Genomic DNA, 18,514 nt, shown 5'->3' on the forward strand with positions numbered 1-18,514 from the left:
TTTTGAACTGCTTTTCAGTCATCGTAGGTTAATTCTCCATTACCGGATCCACAACAACTCCATAGCAACTCCATAACAAATCCATAACCAGTCCATTAATTTTATAGTTAAGCGGTTGACTTGCAGTATATTTCTTTATATCTTGGGTGCCGCCTGGCTAAAAGCTGCCTTAGCACTGCTATACTTAGGCGCTGTGAGAAGATCACCTCTTCCGCCTTTCACCCTCCAACTGACGATAATGTCATAATGCCTAGATGCTTCATAGATGCTTCATGGATGCTTCATGGATACTTCATGGATAGTTCATGAGGAGTTCATGACAATACTTTCGCAAAAAAGAACAAAATACCCGGTTCGATGGCCAAAAAAAATTCCGCGATAACAGCATTGAACTTTAGAGCCCAGTTTACATTTGCGTACAAAAAATATTTTCTTTTTCCCCAACCCTAAAAGGAGGAAAAATTCTCTGAAAATTTCATCAAAATTATTCCCTTTTTTATGCTGAGCAAAGCCGAAGTAAGGGTTGGGGGAATTAATTTTGATGAATTTTAAACAGATTATTAAACAGTATTTTTAAAACAAATTCCCGGCTGAAAAGCGAATAACGAATTGTTCTATTTCCTACACCGGTTTCTTTCCGCCGGAAACGCCCGGATTTGCCGAAAACGACTCCATATGGCGATCTCCTATTTAATGCTTTCTCATGCTTTCTCGTGAATTTGTCTTACTCCAATAAGCTTTAGCGTCTTGGATCATCTTAAAAGTATAAAGAAATCTTTGTTTGTCGTTGCATTACTGCAGACAAAAATTGGACTTTTATTTTGTATGCAAAGACAAGACATGCAGTATGTTAACGTCTACTTAAAATATCATAAAGTTTTGCTTCGGCGGTAAAATTTATGGTTTTCAGACATTTCTTTAAAAAGATTTTACAGTAATTTTGTACGATGGAGCGCAGCGCTTAATTTCCGCCATTGAAGCTAAATTAAAGCGTAACTCACATTATTTATTAACCGACTAAATTGATAAAGATGAGTTCAAAAGTAAATTCCTTATTGGCAAGAAATACGGAAAATGCTGCAAAAGCAATCGGTCCCTACTCGCAAACGGTAGCCTTCTCCCATTACAATAACCTGTCGGCCCAATTGCCGGTCGATCCGAAATCGGGTGCGTTGGTATCCGGCGGTATCAGGGAGCAGGCAGAACAGTGCTTCAAAAACATCAAGGCCGTTGTAGACAGTATCGGCCATGTGATGAGCGATGTTATAAGAATCACTGTATTCGTAACCAACATCAAAGATGCTGATGCTGTAGACGAAGTTTATAAAACATTCTTCCCAACCTATGTTCCGACAAGGACGACAGTGGCCGTGGCAGCCTTACCGATGAATGCGCTGGTCCAGATTGAAGCTCTTATTTCGAACGGGGAAGGTACCATTCCAGACGCACCACAATCCGGAGATCTTATAAAACTGACCAATAATACGTCCAATGCGCCCGTAAGTACTTTATCTGCGCAGGCGGTCGCTTTCTCTCACTACAATAACCTTTCAGCTCAGTTACCAGTCGATCCGAAATCGGGCAGATTGGTGGCTGGCGGTGTAAAAGAGCAGACGACCCAGTGCCTGAAAAATATCAAGGCGATTTTAGAAAGTATCGATGTCCCTTTTGACGATATTGTCAAAATTAATATCTTCCTTAAAAACCTCGCAGATATTGATGCCGTAAACGAAGTGTACTCCACATTTTTCCCAGACTCTGCGATTGCCAGAACTGTAGGGTATGTTCCTGCACGCACAACAGTTGCCGCTTCAGCCTTACCGATGGATGCCCTGATCCAGATTGAAGCAGTGGTGTCACACGGAGACGGTACTCCTCCGCAAGCCGTAGAGCACAGGCATGGAATCGTTATTTGGGCAAATAACACTCAAAATGCACCTGAATGTTCTCTGTGTACACAAACCGTAGCTTTTTCTCATTACAATCATCTTTCAGCGCAACTGCCTTTGGATGCGAAAACGGGTGAACTGGTTGCCGGTGGTATAAGAGAACAGACGGAACAGTGCTTGAAAAACATCAAGGCCATTGTCGAAAGCATCAGCCACGTTATGGAAGATGTCGTTAAAGTCAATATCTTTGTTAAAAATATTGCAGATATGGATGCCGTAGACGAAGTTTACAAAAAATTCTTCCCTGGCGGTATTCCTGCAAGAAGAACAGTGGGTGTCTCCGCTTTACAGAAAGATGCTTTGATCCAGATTGATGCAGTTGTTGCCAACGCAGAAGGAACCCCTCCAAAAGCATAACTGGAATTTTCCGTCAAATACAGCACGGAGCGAAGTTATTTGTGAATGCCGGCCGCAGAGGCGAAATCATTATTCTGAAAGACTGCTTCTCCTCGGTGATTGAACGGAACCGAAATCACCTGCACGAAAGGATCCGTAGGATCTCCACTGAATATGGTAATGGTAAAATAAACTTATTGAATTTTAAAAAAAATGGAAAATTCCATGTTAAAAGCAATTGCAGAAATTGCACAGGAATTGGACTGCGGAAATGACTGCTATTATCATCCCACAAGTCACGAAATAATTTCAATTCCGAACTTTTCAAACTTTTTTGATGAAGAGGGATTTCAGGAATGCTTTAAAGATGAGCTACAGGCGGTTGAGAAAAACAGGCCGGATTTCATTAAAATAGAAGTTGTAGAAAGTACGGAATCCTTTAAAATAATGAAACTATTCGTTGACCAGCTTAATGACACCCGGTATCAAGCAGAACTGGAAAGTATTTTAGAAAACAAAAAGCCCTTTCAGAATTTTAAGAATTCAATCGACAACTCTGATTTTAGAGAAGAATGGTTTGCTTTTAAAAAATTGCAACTGGAAAAAATAGTGGCAATGCAATTAAACGAAGCAAAAGGCATTGTGAAATAGATGAACGGGCCTTGAAGTGTACCTTGAGTTCGGGGTTTTCACCTAAAGACCAGGCACTATCTAAGATTTCACGGTGCAAAGGTTTTTTAACAAAAAGTCCATGGCCACCGCAGATTTTCATCGTGCCCGTGACGGGATTCAGCCGTTTCCTGAGTGTTCTGTACTGTTCTGTTTCTATTGAAATCCAGGCCGCGCAATTGCCGTGGTTCCTCCCGCTACTGTACGATTGCACCTTCAACGTTTTTAAATTGTTAATCTGATGGCTGTTTGATAATAGTATCCATGCGCAAGGTTGCTCACTGTTTACCGCACGACTCCATCGTGGGATCAAATCCGAACCTGGTATGGGAACTCAGTTATAGATTGTTTCGCTTGACGCGCACTTTTTATCACAAAACAGTATTTTAAAAAATTCCCGGCTGAAAAGCGAATAACGAATTGTTCTATTTCCTACACCGGTTTCTTTCTGCCGGAAACGACCGGATTTGCCGAAAACGACCAAATCTGCCGATCTCTTTTTTAATGCTTTCTTATGCTTTATCGTGGGGGATTCCTGGGGGATTCCCAGGGGATGACTTTGGGAGGCACTTCGGGTATGCTCAGTGTGACCCGTCCTAAAATAACTATACAGATTACTCAATAAATCCTAATATAGCTATACCCATATAAATGATCATCCTGAAAGAACTCTACACTTGTATTTCCATAGTAAAAGTTCTTATTATAGTTCTTCCGTCTCCTGTTTAATTTTCCTGATTTCAGAGGTGCCTGCATTAGGGTTAAATATTCACGACTGGTATGGGGTCGCAACTCGTTATAGAACTTAGTACTCTGACTTATTTATTGAAATCCAAGTTTTGAGACAAAAAAAAGAGCCCACGCCGTTGTATATACTATTCAGTATTTAGTGAGTGTACATGACCTCACCCTGCGGGTTTACAAGCACCCTCAGTATTTTTTTTCAGCGATCCAATAATCAATTCGATACCTGCCTTTTCTGCTTTGTATTTTATTTTGGTCTGCAATTCATAATAACTCCAGTTGCGCAGCACCAATTCCTGTTCTTTTGCAATTGCTGTCTTGTCTAGCTGATTTTGAAGAAAAAGGGTGCCCACAACGGGTGCACTGAAAAAATACCCCAGATTCCTGCCGATGAAGATAAATTCCTGCCTTTGTTGCATAAAAAAGAAAACCGCCCCGTTGTATATACTCTTCAGTATTTAGTGAGTGTTCATGACCTCACCCTACGGGTTTACAAGCACCCTCGTTATTTGTTCAGCTATCCAATGATCCATTCGATCCCAGCTTTTTCGGTTTTGTATTTTATTTTGGTCTGCAATTCATAATAACTCCAGTTGCGCAGCACCAATTCCTGTTCTTTTGCGATGCCAATTTTGTCTTCCTGATTTTTAAGAATAAGGGTGCCCGCTTGGTGCTGGATGCAGTAATCGATCAATTTTCTGCTATACAAATGAAGCCGGTGACTCGCATATCGGCTTTTCAGGTTATCTGTTGTATACAGCGCCTTTTGTTTCCGTTTCGCGCCATTTCCCCGCTCTCCGAAGTCTCCGACTTCGGAGCAGATCAAACAAAGCCGAGCCATCTTTTTGGCACCGGTTATCTTGATCCAAAAGATCTGATTCCTGCCCACAACGGTGTGAACTAAGAAAGACACCCCAGATTCCTACCGATGGAAGTAGATTCCTGCCTTTGTTGCATAAAAAAGAAAACCGCTCAGTTGTATATACTATTCAGTATTTAGTGAGTGTTCAAGACCTCACCCTGCGGGTGTACAGGCACCCTCGTTATTTTTTTCCGCTATCCGATGATCAGTTCGATACCTGCCTTTGTTGCATAAAAATGTGAGGAGCTCTGTTGTATATACTCTTGAGTATTTAGTGAGTGTTCATGACCTCACCCTGCGGATGTACAAGCACCCTCGTTATTTTTTTTTCAGCTATCCAATGATTAATTCGATACCTGCCTTTTCTGCTTTGTATTTTATTTTCGTCTGCAATTCATAATAACTCCAGTTGCGAATCACAAATTCCTGTTCTTTTGCAATTCCTATTTTGTCTTCCTGATTTTTAAGAATTAGGGTGCCCGCCTGCTGTTGAACGCAGAAATCGATCAACTTCCTGCTGTAGAGATGAAGCCGATGACTTACATACCGACTTTCCCTATTTTCTGTTTTGTGCAGCGCCTTTTGTTTCCGTTTGGCACCATTTCCCGAATGGCAGAAAGCAATACCGCTTTGAATTCTTTTCTGACTGGCTTGAATCGCCAACCTGCGGTATAAAAACTCCTCTTTTGAGCCAATATTCATCCGCACCTTATTGGCTTGTACCACGATCGGATGTTCCAAAGACAGGGAAGCTTCAGCAATAATTTCGGGTTTTAAAAGGTGCTCCTCTTTTTCAAATTCAAATACGGCGAGCCAAAAGATTTTCCCTGCCTTCAACTGAATCTGTGAGGTACGAAGCGCGATGTCTTTTCTTAAGAGGCGTTCCAGGATCTCCCGCTTATCAGAAAAGTCTCTCCCTAAATACGTTTTTACCGGAATCGCAAGCATATTGAAGCAAAACGCTTTTTTATCCGGATCATACCTCATTTTGGTGGTGTATTTTACCGGAACAGGAATGGGAATGTCCTTTTTAAAGTTTCTCAATGATTTTAAGCCTTTCCAGTAATCCACTTTGTCTTTAGAAAAGTTAGACTGTATCGTATTGTTCAGGCTTCCCAGAATATCGACGGGAATCTCCCCTTTGAAGCGGTCGAAAACCATGCGTGCGGTGGTGTGCGTTTTCGAACGGGTAAATATTCCCATTTCATCTTTTTTTTCATCAGCCAGCTTGTATTGGATTTCTTCCGTGAGGTAAAAGAAATCTTTGATCATTTCCTGCACATAGAGATGGGAAACAATTAAATTAGCCGCCCGGAAACAGCGGTTCTGATAGCGGTAGAGTTTTTCCCACATCTCTCTTTTTTCATCTGCAGGAACGTCGATCAGGAGCTGAATTTTTCGGGTCAATGTCATTGTGGATTTTTCCATGTCAAAGTTTTATTTCAGAAGTTTTTTGATTTTGTAGATATTGATAGGCATACAGAAATTCCCGATGTACTTCCTTTTCAGGTAATTTAAGTTCTTGGGCAATCACCGCAAAAGAAGATTTCTGTTCAAACCTTCTTTTCATGATCTCCAATTGTTGACTGCTTAGTTTATCTAGTTGCTTTTCATTATCGAAAGCTTTTTTCTGTGACTGTTCAAAAGAACTTCTATTCAAAATTTTCCGAAGATCATCGATGGCTCTGCTCACCTCATTGCTGATGCCTGTCACGCTGCTTCCCATTGCTTCTGCGATGGGCTTGTACTGAAAGCCATATTCAAGGCAAAGTTCAATCAGGTGTTTCCTTTTGGGGTTCAGTACGTTTAAAACCTTTTGTACTTCATCAAAATTTCTTTGATCAGCTTCCTGACTGAGAAGATGCTCTTTATCCTGCTGGGGATCGTAACCTGCGAGGTAATCTTGGTAATTCTCATACCGTTCAAGGGAATTGATTAAACGGGAAAATTTATTCCTGGGCGCGTTAAAATAAGTTATACAGTCCCTCTTCAAAACAAACCGTAAAAAGCCAATGATATGATTCGGAGTTTCAATAGAGTCGCGGTGTAACCACAATTTAAGGAAGGTATCCTGAACAAGCGTTTCCACAACAAAATCATCGTCAAGCATTTGTTTTCCGAGCCAGAACAGCAATCTTTTGTAGCGTAGATGAATGTGTTCCATGGATGCAGGATCGCCTTTTTTCAGCAGTTCGTACAACTGAAGATCGGTCAACTTCCGGGGCAAAGAGTCTGTATTTTTCATAAGCAGCGTTTTTTAACCATTGCTGGAAGGAACTGCTTAGATCTTTATATGAATTCTCTGCATCATTCAAAACACTATCTCACTACATCTTGCCCAAAATAAAAGGCGTGGAACTCAACTTACTGACTAGAGGTACTGGTATACCTGTGTACGATAAGTGAGCCCACGCCGAGGTCGTGGGCACATTTACTTATCAACTCGTACACATAAAAATTACCAGTTTTCTAGTCGAGAATCTAAGCAATAGCTTCGATTGTTATTGAAGTATTGCAAAGTTACTTTTATTGTAACTTATTTAGCAAATATAAAACATTTTTCTTAATGTAGGTTAATTCGACTACAATAATTTATTGAAATCTTATCATTTTGTTTGTTCAAAGTTAATCGCAATGGATAAATTAGAATTTAGAATAGCATTTGGTAAAAGAGTTGAGGAGTTTAGGAAAAAGCTGAATTTGAGTTATAGAGAGTTGGCTCAAAAATGTGATGTAGATCATAGTAATATTAGCAAAATAGAAAAAGGGGAAGTAGATGTTAGAATCTCTACTGTTCAAGAGTTAGCAAAAGGGTTAGATGTGCATCCACAGGAACTATTTGATTTTAAATTAAAGTAAGAAAAATTACTCTTGAACAATTTTTTAAACTTATAAATGAATAAAATACCGACGAGAATTGGTATTTTTCTATTTTGTAAAAATGATTAGAATGTGGGATAAATATTACATTAGATAAAATGTTGTCTGATAACTTTTACCACTGTAACAACAATCAAACAAGAACTTACACTCATATCATTGGGTTTACGGAATATCCGCAGTTTTCTGTTACCAATACGATAGCCTACCCGTTGCGTTGATTTTTTATTTTTATAACGCAAGTAAAAGTATTCGACCTCAAAAAATTATCACTGAAACTTTTCAAAAATTAATTTTATTTTAACCTGCATCTAATTTTGGCTTGTAAAATAAAAAAAGTTAAAAAAAACATTGATTATACGGTTTCCCGTTTTTTCCTTTATCTTCCTTTAGTTATATTTAACGATTAATAAATGCAAAAGTAATCTCGCTATTGAGATTAAATGAATATGGCTAAAAAAGTACAAACTAAAAACACCGAAGAAATCCTCTGGGATTCTGCCAATAAATTAAGAGGTTCCGTAGAACCGTCCGAATATAAACACGTAGTGTTGAGTTTGATTTTCCTCAAGTTTGCGAATGACAAATTTCTGAGACGGAGACAAGAACTCATCAATGAACACAAAGAAGCTTTCTTAGAAATTCCCGAATTTTATCAGGCAGAAAATGTCTTTTATCTGCCGGAAGAATCGCGCTGGACTTATATCATTGAAAATGCAAAACAGGAAGACATTACCCTGAAAGTAGATTCTGCCCTGAAAACCATTGAGCGCACCAACAAATCTCTGGAAGGTGCTTTGCCCGATAATTATTTTACCCGCCTCGGATTGGATCAGTCTAAGTTCTCGGCTTTGCTGGATACCATTAACAATATTGATACACTGAAAGATGAATCCCAAGACATTGTGGGTCGTGTTTACGAATATTTCTTGAGCAAATTTGCCATTGCAGAAGGGAAAGGAAAAGGAGAATTCTACACGCCAAAATCTATTGTAAACCTTATCGCTGAAATGATAGAACCTTACAAAGGGAAAATCTATGATCCTTCCTGTGGTTCGGGTGGGATGTTTGTACAGTCGCTAAAGTTTATAGAAAAACATAAGGGAAACAAAAAAGATGTTTCTATCTATGGTCAGGAACTGACCAATACGACGTACAAACTGGCAAAAATGAATCTCGCCATCCGTGGGATTTCTTCTAATCTGGGAATTAAAGCGGCAGATACTTTTGGGGATGACCAACACAAGGATCTGAAAGCCGACTACATAATGGCAAATCCGCCATTTAATTTAAAAGATTGGCGTGCAGAAAACGAACTGACCAATGATCCGCGATGGGCAGGATATGAAGTGCCGCCGAAATCGAATGCCAATTATGCGTGGATTCTGAATATGATTTCTAAACTTTCTCAGAATGGCGTTGCCGGATTTATTTTGGCAAACGGTGCTTTGAGCGGTGGTGGCGAAGAATATAAAATACGGAAGCAGATTATTGAAAATGATTTGGTGGAAGCGGTGGTGATATTGCCAAGAGCAATGTTTTATTCTACCGATATTTCGGTTACGCTTTGGATTCTGAACCGCAACAAAAACGAAAGAACTTTTGAAGTGAACGATGGCATAAAAAATTACCGTAACCGAAATGGCGAAGTTTTGTTTATGGATCTGCGCCAGAAAGGTGAACCGTTTGAAAAGAAATTCGTTCAGTTTGGCGAAGAAGAGATTACTGTGATAGCAGCTCATTATCACAGTTGGCAACAGAACAACTGGAAAGAAAGTTATCAAGACATTCCTGAATATTCTTACAGTGCGAGTCTGGAAGACATCCGTAAAAAAGATTATTCTTTGGTACCGAGTAAATATATTGAATTTGTGAACCGCGATGAAAGTCTGGATTATGATGAGCAAATGCAGAGTTTACAGACTGATTTAAAAGATTTGTTTCAGCAGGAAAGTGAGTTGAAAAAAGAGGTTTCCAATGTTTTTAAAACTTTGGGATATGAGTTATAAAATTCTTGGCAATTATATAAGAAAGGTTGACAATAAAAATAAAGATTTTAAAGTACTTAATCTACAAGGACTGAGTATGAAGAAAGAATTTAGAAAATCAACATCTAATATTGTAGGAACGGATTTGTCTAAATATAAAATTGTTAAACAAGGTCAATTCTGTTGCGATTTTATGTCTGTAATTCGAGTCCATAAATTACCCGTAGTATTGAATAATCTTGGAGAGGATGTTATCATTTCTCCTGCATACATTGTTTTTGAAATTACAGATAAAGATGTGCTTTTGCCAGAATATCTAATGATGTGGTTCAGAAGATCAGAATTTGACAGATATGCGGATTTCAGATGTGATAGCTCTATTCGGGGAGGTTTTCAGTGGGAGGAATTATGTGAAGTTGAACTTCCGGTTCCCTCAATTGAAGAACAGAGTAAGGCAGTAGAACAGTATCAAAGCGTAACAAACAAAATAAAAGTCAACGAGCAGATTTGCTCAACATTAGAAGCTACTGCGCAAGCTTTGTATAAACATTGGTTTGTGGATTTTGAGTTTCCAAATGAAGAGGGAAAACCTTACAAATCTTCCGGCGGTAAAATGGTTTGGAATGAAGAGCTTGGGAAGGAGATTCCGGAGGGGTGGGAAGTGAGGAGTTTGAAAAGTTTAGGGAATGTAATTACGGGAAAAACACCTTCAAGTTCTAATCCTGAAGATTTTGGAAACGAGTTTCAATTTGTAACTCCAAGTGATTTTGTTGGAAATAAAGTTATTACGGATTCTTCAAGAAAGTTATCAAAAATTGGAAGAAATAGACTTTCAAATAAGATCAATCCTAAGAAATCAGTCTTAGTAACTTGTATTGGTTCAGATATGGGTAAAGTTTCTTTGAATATAGAAGAATGTATTACCAATCAACAGATCAACAGCATAGTTGGAAATAAAGAATATTATTCTGAATTTCTATATTATAAATTGAATGAACTTAAAGAAGAATTAAAAAGTATCGCTGTTGGTGGTTCAACTATGCCGATGTTAAGTAAATCACAATTTGAAGCAATCGAAATATTAAAACCATTTGATGAGATAATGGAAAGTTTTTCTAATATTACTTGTGATATAACTGATTATTATTCAATACAAAAAAAGCAAAATCGAAAACTCTCACAACTGCAAAGTTTGTTGTTGTCGCGGTTGGCGGTTGGGGAGGAAGAAAAGGTATTGTAAGGACGAAAGTAAGTATGGGCGAATTGCAATTTGCCCCAACGGAAAAAACTAAAACTGATAACCATAGAAAATTGAAAAGAAATGGTATGAACCCCCAAAATATATAAACTACCTTCTTACTGATTAAGTAAGATTAATTTACATTCATTCGAGAATACCATTATTAATATCACTATTTATAAAATGATACATTCCAAACACAAGAAATATAGACTAGAATCGATTACAGATAATACGGCATGGGTTTATGATATTGCTAATCAAATGCAACATCGTTGTTTTGTTTTAGACCACAAAATAGGTGATGAGTTTTATCTTTTTGAGAGAGAAATGAACATATTCAATGGTCATATTACTTTTGAGTACAGTATTCTCAATCTTTACGAGGTAGGTAAAATATACAACTTTGAAATTGTGAAGGAAACCGAGAAAGTAATTGTGGTTTCTAATTATAGCAGACTAGAGATTGCTGTTCCGCTATCTTTTAAAGAATCAGAAGATCAGGAAGATATTGATTTGGAGATCTATGATTTAGATTTGGCGCATAATAAACTTAAGTTTAAAAGTAAGGGAAATTTTTCTTCGAATGGTGGCGAACAGTCAGAGGTCGACTATACTGTTTTTAATGAGAACGAGATTTATACCTTACCTGTAAGCAAGACCTACATTAATAGGAATAATAATTTATTTGCAGTAGCTGAATACCAAGGAAAGCAATTTAGTATAAACATTCCTCCAACATTGATTCAGGAACAAATTGGGAATAATATTACTATTCATTTAGGGTTTTTTAGTGATGGAAGACCGACCTTAAAAGTAGTTCGTTCTTTCGTTACCTCCAAACTTTACAAAGTGGGTGATCGTTCTAATTTTATTATCGATAAGCAAATTCACGATTCAGAAAGCGGGATGACATATTGGTCTCTTAAAGATCAATATAATATGTATAATAATTATCATCCGAGTAACGATATTTCATTTAGTGTAGCGATGAATAATCTGCAGGAAGGTGATTCTCTTAGTTTATATATTTTTAGAATTACAGAAAAAGGGTATTTGGATTTAGTGAATGAAATCACTGACTGGGACAGTATAAATTATTTGATAGAAGATGTTTTTGAGGCAATAGGTTATGAGGATGAAGAAGACAGGTATTTTTTTAACCTTCTCTCAGATTTTGAAAATGTAGATGATCCCTTGGTAGAGAAAAAAAACCTGTCATTTATTGATCAATATAATGATGGTGAGAATTTATGGGTATTTACTTATTTAGCATTTTTAGATTCAGAGATTTTTAAAAAATTAGATGAAGGTGAATATGAAGAAGCAAAAACGCTCACCGATATTTATATTAAAATTGAAAAATGGATACTAGAAGGATCTGACTATCTGAAGAACTTTAGTTTGCACAAAACCACAGAGATTATTCAGAAGGCAGAGAGTAAAATTGAAAAATTAGAAGCAATGCTTAACGCCATTGATCTTTATTTGGAGGATAAAGATCAAGATTTTCTATTGGGAATCAAAGACAGCCTGAATCGATCACCATATTTAAGTAAATCCAATAAAAACATTCTAAAAGAACTGGTGAAGATCTCGCAATTCTTTAACGCAGATTCAAACGATGAAAATTTGTACGATGCTATTTTCTTGATGATTAAACATGGCTTTATTCAAGATGACGATCGTTACACTTATATTCGCTCCATCGAATCTAAAATAAGCAGAGTAAGAGATAAAATTTTAGAAGCTCGCTCCGAAAATTTTATTGAAGATGAGAATGTGAATCTTCGATTTCTCGTTTCTAATCAATATTTGCTGGTCATTTTCAATGTACTTGACAAAAACTATTTTAGAGCAAGTATCTCCTCTATTAATCTTCTGCGTTTTCTTGCTATTTATTATAATGACGTTGAATATTTAAATTTTGCAATTAAACTTGCAGTAAGACAAGGATATTTACATCCGAATATTCTTAGACATAGCGATATTTACGACATTTCTCTCCCTGAACTAAAAAAACTTAGTGTAGATTCTGAAATTAAAGATACGTATTGCCCTGGCGCAGGAAGAATTTTTTGTTCACAAGCAGGATTAGAATTCGTGCCGAGAAATCTTTACAGGAAAAATTTAATAAAGGACAAAGTGCAAATAGCTGCACTTGATACTTTTAATTTATTTATTTCGTCAACGCTAGAAACAGATCCTATTTGTTCCGAGGATGATTTAAATGATCTTCTTAAAAAAATCATAGCGAAAATATCTTTTGCTAAACAAAGAAAGGAGAAAGTAGAAGAACCTCTTTCAGATAATGTATTGAATAAAATTTATAGCGGAAGGATAAAATCTTTTCATAATGATAATCAAAGTATCTGCTATTTAAGGTGCGATATAGATGGTATAAAAAAGGATACTCTTTTACACATCAATTCCTACCACAAAGTAAAAGCGCTAAGTAATGTGGCTGATTTTCTTCAGATCAATGACCTTATTCATTTTGAGATTATTGGTATTGAAGGTGAAAGGATAGTGATTTCACCGAAGTTTGCATTAGATGCATATACTGATGAGCTTTTATATGAGCCTGTAGATACAATTGGTAAAGTAGTTAAGGTTTATGGAGACAAATCTTATGTAATCACCCAAGAGGGCTGGCCAGTTTTTTTACCAAAATCTAATTTAACGGTTAATGATATACTTGAAGTAACAGTATCAGATTATTCGCAAGAACATCAGTCTTTTTACACGTCGAATTATAGGTTAACCGATCAGCAGTATGTCGGTGAAACTGAAGATAATTATCGAAATTATCTTATTTCTGCAGGGATGCTTTGTGAATATATTGACGGGAAGGAAACCAATGAAGACCAAACTGAACACGATAATGTACAAAGTTCTGAAGAAACAGAAACAGAAGTTCTGTACGACCAAAATCTAAAAATCATCTCAAATTTGGTTCTAAATTGCTTAGAACAACGCTTGTTTTATATAAAGGAACCAAAAGAACTTACACTTAATTATTTCTTTTTAATCGTAATTTCGGGGATTATAAAAAGTAATAAATCATTTATCTACAATAGTAAACTAAATGATTTAGCGGAAATTGTAAAACTGGAATATGAAGAGGATTTCGAAGTATTATCGACACCGGAGACAGAATCAGAAAATGGTATTGCTAATTTGCAACTTGATCAAGACTCAGAGGTTTTTTTATTAATCAAATATATCAATACTGAGATTTTAGATCTTCCGATTAATTTACCTCCAGATTCGAAGTTTTATATTCTTAAAAAATTAATAGAATCTAATAATTTATTTTTCTCATTAGATAAAAATGCATCTGTTCTTAAGTATTTGCGCAAAGTTATTATTAGCGAACTTTATAATGTTACGATTACAGGAGATAAAAACTCTATTAAAGAGTTTGAAGCTGTTCTACTTGGTGATAGTACAAGTGAAGAGAATGAAAATAATAAAAAGGTGATTACAAATCTTGGCGCAGAGTCAAAAAATAAAGAGTTTAAAACATCTGTTTTTTATTCTGCATCAGATGAACCACAGCAAAAAGTAATCTTAAGAACAATAGCAGGATTTTTAAATTCTTACGATGGCGGAGGTTCTTTATTTATCGGTGTAGATGATTCAGGTGATATTAAAGGGTTAAAAAATGATTTAAGTTTTGATGATAAAATTAATACGCTGGATAACTACCAAAATTATATTCAGTCACTTGTAGTGTCGGTATTTCCAAAAGAAATAAATGCCTTGTTGGATTATAAATTTCATAAATCAAATTTGTTAAATTATCTCGAAATTGTAGTGCCAAGATTTGACAAACCGATTCCTTTTGAAAATGAGTTCTACCAAAGACAAGGAGTACAAACAAGAATTTTAAAAGGTGCAGACCTGGTAGATTTTATGTATCGAAAGGTTAATATAAGTAATCGAATAATAAATATACAAGATGAAGTTCAAACTGAGGACGAAGTCGAATTTCAAACATTTGATAATGTACATCAATTAAGTTTTGAAGAATTTGATAATAAAACTGAACTTGAAATTCAAATCGAAGATTTTTATGCAGACCTAAAAAAAGAGGGCGACAGAAGCGCTAATTATGAAAGTTTGACAAGAGAAAATTTATTAGGATATCTGTATATATTCAAAGATAATACTTACATGATGTCATCTGCGGAGTTTGATGATTACCTATTTCGAGTCGAAATTACTGAAAAATACAAATTTGCACATCTTCTATTATGTTATGATAATGCATGTGTCAACAAAGTTGAAATTAGAAGCATTTTGAATAGACCTTTTAATAAAAGGTATATGAATGCTATGAGTGACTATGGGAAATTAATGTCGATATTCCCTTTTCTTCCGAATTCAGAAATTGCAATTATAACGCAGAGATTTGATAAAACATATATTAAGTTATTTGAAACAAAAAAAATATCCGAACACCGTATTATAGGATTAAAAGGAAATTGTATTGTACAGGAAGATTTTGATCAGGTTTTAGCCTATCATCCTACTGAAAAATTACCCGAAGATTTTGATTTATTTAGGCGAGAGTCTAAACAAGGTTTAGGTTGTGAGACTAGTAAAGACCCAAAATTATATAATGTTCTAATTAAAGACCTTTCTTGAAAAAGTTACTATGAAATACACCGAATCCCAATTAGAAAAATCATTCATCCATCTTCTGAAAGAAGAAGGGTATGAGTATGTGAATGGCAGAGATTTATTTCGGGCATCTCATCAGGAGGTTTTGATTCGGGAAGATCTGAGTGGTTTTCTGCTGTCGCGTTATCCTGATTTGGAAGCGATAGAGCTGGAAACCCTTATCAATGAACTGGCGTATCAACCTGCTTCCAATCTCTACGACAGCAATAAATACATTGGGAAACTTTTGGCAGACGGTCTGATTTTTAAGAGAAACAATCCTTCTAAAAAAGATTTGCACATCCGCTACATCGATATTGATTTAACTAGTCTTTTGAAAACCAATCGGTTTAAGATTGTGAATCAGCTGGAGATTCAGGGAAAAGAACTGCGCATTCCCGATTTGATTCTTTATATCAACGGGATTCCGGTGGTGGTTTTTGAGTTTAAAACAACGATAGAAGAAGAGATTACCATTTATGATGCTTACAAACAATTGAGCATACGCTACCGAAGAGATATTCCGGAACTGATGAAATACAATGCGTTCTGCATCATCAGCGACGGCGTGAATAACAAAGCAGGTTCTCTGTTTGCGCCTTATGATTTCTTTTACGGGTGGCATAAAATAACAGGTGAAGAAAAGAAAGCACTGACGGGAATTCATACAGCGACTTCCATCGTTCACGGAATGCTGAACAAGCAAAGGCTTTGTGATATTCTGCATCATTTTATCCTGTTTCCCGATACATCAAAAAAAGAAGAAAAAATCTTGTGCCGTTATCCGCAGTATTACGCAGCCAACAAACTTTTCGATAATATCCAAAAACATCGCAAACCGGAAGGCGACGGAAAAGGAGGAACGTATTTCGGAGCGACAGGTTGTGGGAAAAGTTACACGATGCTGTACCTTTCGAGATTACTGATGCGTTCTACGCAATTGGCAAGTCCGACCATCATTATTATCTCCGACCGTACCGATCTGGATGACCAGTTGTCGAGAGATTTCACTAATGCCAAGGATTTTATTGGCGATGAAAATGTTATCAATATAGAATCTCGAGCCGATCTTCGGGCAAGATTGCGAGGCAGGGAAAGTGGCGGAGTCTTTCTGACCACCGTTCAGAAATTTGTGGAAGACGATGATGTATTGAGTGACCGCACCAATATCATCTGTATTTCAGATGAAGCCCACCGTTCGCAAGTCAATCTGGATTTGAAAGTTCGCATCGATGAAGATGGTGTAAAAAAATCGTATGGTTTTGCCAAATACCTTCACGATGCTCTTCCGAATGCCACTTATGTAGGATTTACGGGAACGCCCATTGATAAAACGCTGGATGTTTTTGGTCCTGTGATAGATTCTTATACGATGTTTGAATCTGTGGTGGATGAAATAACGGTTCGTTTGGTCTATGAAGGACGTGCCGCGAAAGTAAACCTGAACCATACCAAAGTGGTTGAAATTGAACAGTATTACCAAAATGCTGTTGCAGAAGGCGCTTCGGAATACCACGTGGAAGCCAGCCAAAAAGCGATTGCCAGAATGGAAGTTATTTTGGGTGATCCGGGAAGAATTGAAGCGATTGTGCAGGATTTTATCAGTCACTACGAAAAAAGGATTGAGGAGAAAGCAACCGTTGCCGGAAAGGTACTATTTGTGTGTGCCTCGCGTGAAATTGCTTATAAACTCTTTAAAGAAATCATCAAGCTAAGACCGGAGTGGAATGAAAAAAGCATTGCGGAGCATCTTAGCGAAATCGAACAGAAAGAAATAAAGTCAGTTGAACGCATCAAAATGGTAATGACCAGAAATAAAGATGACGAAGAAAGTTTGTGGAATCTGCTCGGAAATAAAGAAGACCGAAAAGAACTGGATCGGCAGTTTAAACAAATCCATTCCAATTTTAAAATAGCCATCGTTGTCGATATGTGGTTGACCGGTTTTGATGTTCCGTTTTTGGATACGATTTATATCGACAAGCCGCTGCAAACCCACAACCTGATCCAGACCATTTCGCGGGTCAACCGGAAGTTTGAAGGCAAAGACAAAGGTTTGGTAGTAGATTATATCGGCATCAAGAAAAACCTGAACCACGCTTTGGGATTATTCAATCACAGCACAGCAGCCGATGATTTTGAAGACCTAGACAAAGCGGTGATCATCGTAAGAGATCAGTTGGATTTACTGCGGCAGTTTTTCTATGAGTTTGATACAACTGATTACTTTACAGGATCTCCTATAGAGCAGTTGAATTGTCTGAACCGTGCGTCTGAATTGGTTCTGCTTACAGAAAAGTCGGAAAAATTCTTTGTGGATGTGACGAAGAAATTGAAAGCAGCATACAATCTGACCTGCGGTTCAGAAATCTTTAATGAGAAAGAAACCGATGAGATTCATTTTTACTTTGCCATCAAATCGATTGTCGTCAAGCTCACCACAGGTGAAGCTCCCGACACCGCACAGATGAACGCGAAAGTGAGCAAAATGGTTGAAGATGCCATTGTTTCTGAAGGGGTAGAGGAAATCTTTAAACTCGACGATCATAAAGCCAATGCCATTGATTTGTTTAATGATAAGTTCCTGGAGAAGATCAATGCACTGGAACTGCCCAATATGAAGATTAAAATTCTTGAAAGGCTCTTGAAACAGGCGATTTCAGATTTCAAAAAAGTGAATAAAGTAAAAGGTATTGAATTCTCCGAACGGCTTCAGAAAATCATCAACAGCTACAACGAGCGGAGTGAAGGCGACCTGCTGGATTATGACGGCATACAGGCCGATACCTCTGAACAGATTCTCGACCTGATCCTAAAATTGCGCACCGAAATGGCATCTTTTGAAGATCTCGGAATCAACTATGAAGAAAAGGCATTCTACGATATTCTCGAAATGATTTGCAGGCAATACGGTTTTGAGTTCGACAAAGACAAAATGCTCGAACTGGCCAGAGAAATCAAAAAGATTGTAGATGACACCGCCAAATATCCCGACTGGAGCGACAGAGACGACATCAAAGCGCAACTCAAAATGGATATCATTGTAAAGCTGCACCAGTATGGCTATCCACCCATTACGCAGGATGAGGTGTATAAAAATGTGCTGGAGCAGGCAGAGAATTTTAAGAGGAACAGGTAAAGTACCAAATAGATAGCATAAGTCAACTGTTACTAGCGA

Annotated in this window: 11 protein-coding genes; 7 read left to right on the plus strand and 4 right to left on the minus strand. The window is 37.2% G+C overall.

The features are described from left to right. The first annotated feature begins 1,031 nt into the window (after positions 1 to 1,031). Together QGN23_RS12780 and QGN23_RS12785 are read left to right on the plus strand one after the other, a co-directional pair. Positions 1,032 to 2,306, plus strand: a complete 1,275-nt coding sequence (locus QGN23_RS12780) for a RidA family protein (protein WP_282904647.1) — start codon at positions 1,032 to 1,034, stop codon at positions 2,304 to 2,306. Between the two features lie 192 nt (positions 2,307 to 2,498). Continuing rightward, entirely contained in the window at positions 2,499 to 2,936 is a 438-nt protein-coding gene (locus QGN23_RS12785) for a UPF0158 family protein (protein ID WP_282904648.1), read from the plus strand. Positions 2,937 to 3,859: 923 nt separating this feature from the next. Here the strand turns inward: QGN23_RS12785 and QGN23_RS12790 are convergent. From QGN23_RS12790 to QGN23_RS12805, 4 genes are all read right to left on the minus strand, one after another. Continuing rightward, positions 3,860 to 4,051 carry a hypothetical protein gene (locus tag QGN23_RS12790; RefSeq protein ID WP_396127327.1) on the minus strand — a complete coding sequence of 64 codons (192 nt, stop codon included), beginning with the start codon at positions 4,049 to 4,051 and terminating at the stop codon, positions 3,860 to 3,862. Between the two features lie 164 nt (positions 4,052 to 4,215). Continuing rightward, positions 4,216 to 4,539 carry a hypothetical protein gene (locus tag QGN23_RS12795; protein ID WP_282904649.1) on the minus strand — a complete coding sequence of 108 codons (324 nt, stop codon included), beginning with the start codon at positions 4,537 to 4,539 and terminating at the stop codon, positions 4,216 to 4,218. A gap of 354 nt (positions 4,540 to 4,893) precedes the next feature. Further along, positions 4,894 to 5,988, minus strand: coding sequence for a hypothetical protein (locus QGN23_RS12800; RefSeq protein WP_282904650.1), 1,095 nt, complete (start codon positions 5,986 to 5,988; stop codon positions 4,894 to 4,896). A 1-nt stretch (position 5,989) separates the two neighbouring features. After that, the gene (locus QGN23_RS12805) at positions 5,990 to 6,805 is read right to left on the minus strand and encodes an RNA polymerase sigma factor (RefSeq protein ID WP_282904651.1); all 816 of its coding nucleotides are present in this window, start codon (positions 6,803 to 6,805) and stop codon (positions 5,990 to 5,992) included. Positions 6,806 to 7,194: 389 nt separating this feature from the next. On the opposite strand from QGN23_RS12805, the gene QGN23_RS12810 reads away from it, so the two are divergent. The 5 genes from QGN23_RS12810 (at position 7,195) to QGN23_RS12830 (ending at position 18,475) form a co-directional block, all read left to right on the plus strand. Further along, positions 7,195 to 7,419, plus strand: a complete 225-nt coding sequence (locus QGN23_RS12810; protein ID WP_282904652.1) for a helix-turn-helix domain-containing protein — start codon at positions 7,195 to 7,197, stop codon at positions 7,417 to 7,419. 470 nt (positions 7,420 to 7,889) lie between these two features. Beyond that, entirely contained in the window at positions 7,890 to 9,449 is a 1,560-nt protein-coding gene (locus QGN23_RS12815) for a type I restriction-modification system subunit M (protein ID WP_282904653.1), read from the plus strand. Continuing rightward, positions 9,439 to 10,668: a restriction endonuclease subunit S gene (locus QGN23_RS12820; RefSeq protein WP_282904654.1), complete on the plus strand. Its 1,230-nt coding sequence runs from the start codon at positions 9,439 to 9,441 to the stop codon at positions 10,666 to 10,668. The genes QGN23_RS12815 and QGN23_RS12820 overlap by 11 nt, the downstream gene beginning before the upstream one ends. 183 nt (positions 10,669 to 10,851) lie before the next feature. Next, positions 10,852 to 15,321, plus strand: coding sequence for an AlbA family DNA-binding domain-containing protein (locus QGN23_RS12825; RefSeq protein WP_282904655.1), 4,470 nt, complete (start codon positions 10,852 to 10,854; stop codon positions 15,319 to 15,321). 10 nt (positions 15,322 to 15,331) lie between these two features. Beyond that, positions 15,332 to 18,475 (plus strand): type I restriction endonuclease subunit R, encoded by a 3,144-nt coding sequence (locus QGN23_RS12830; protein ID WP_282904656.1) that lies wholly within the window; start codon positions 15,332 to 15,334, stop codon positions 18,473 to 18,475. Positions 18,476 to 18,514: the final 39 nt, after the last annotated feature.

This window comes from Chryseobacterium gotjawalense (assembly GCF_030012525.1).
GTDB classification, from domain to species: domain Bacteria; phylum Bacteroidota; class Bacteroidia; order Flavobacteriales; family Weeksellaceae; genus Kaistella; species Kaistella gotjawalense.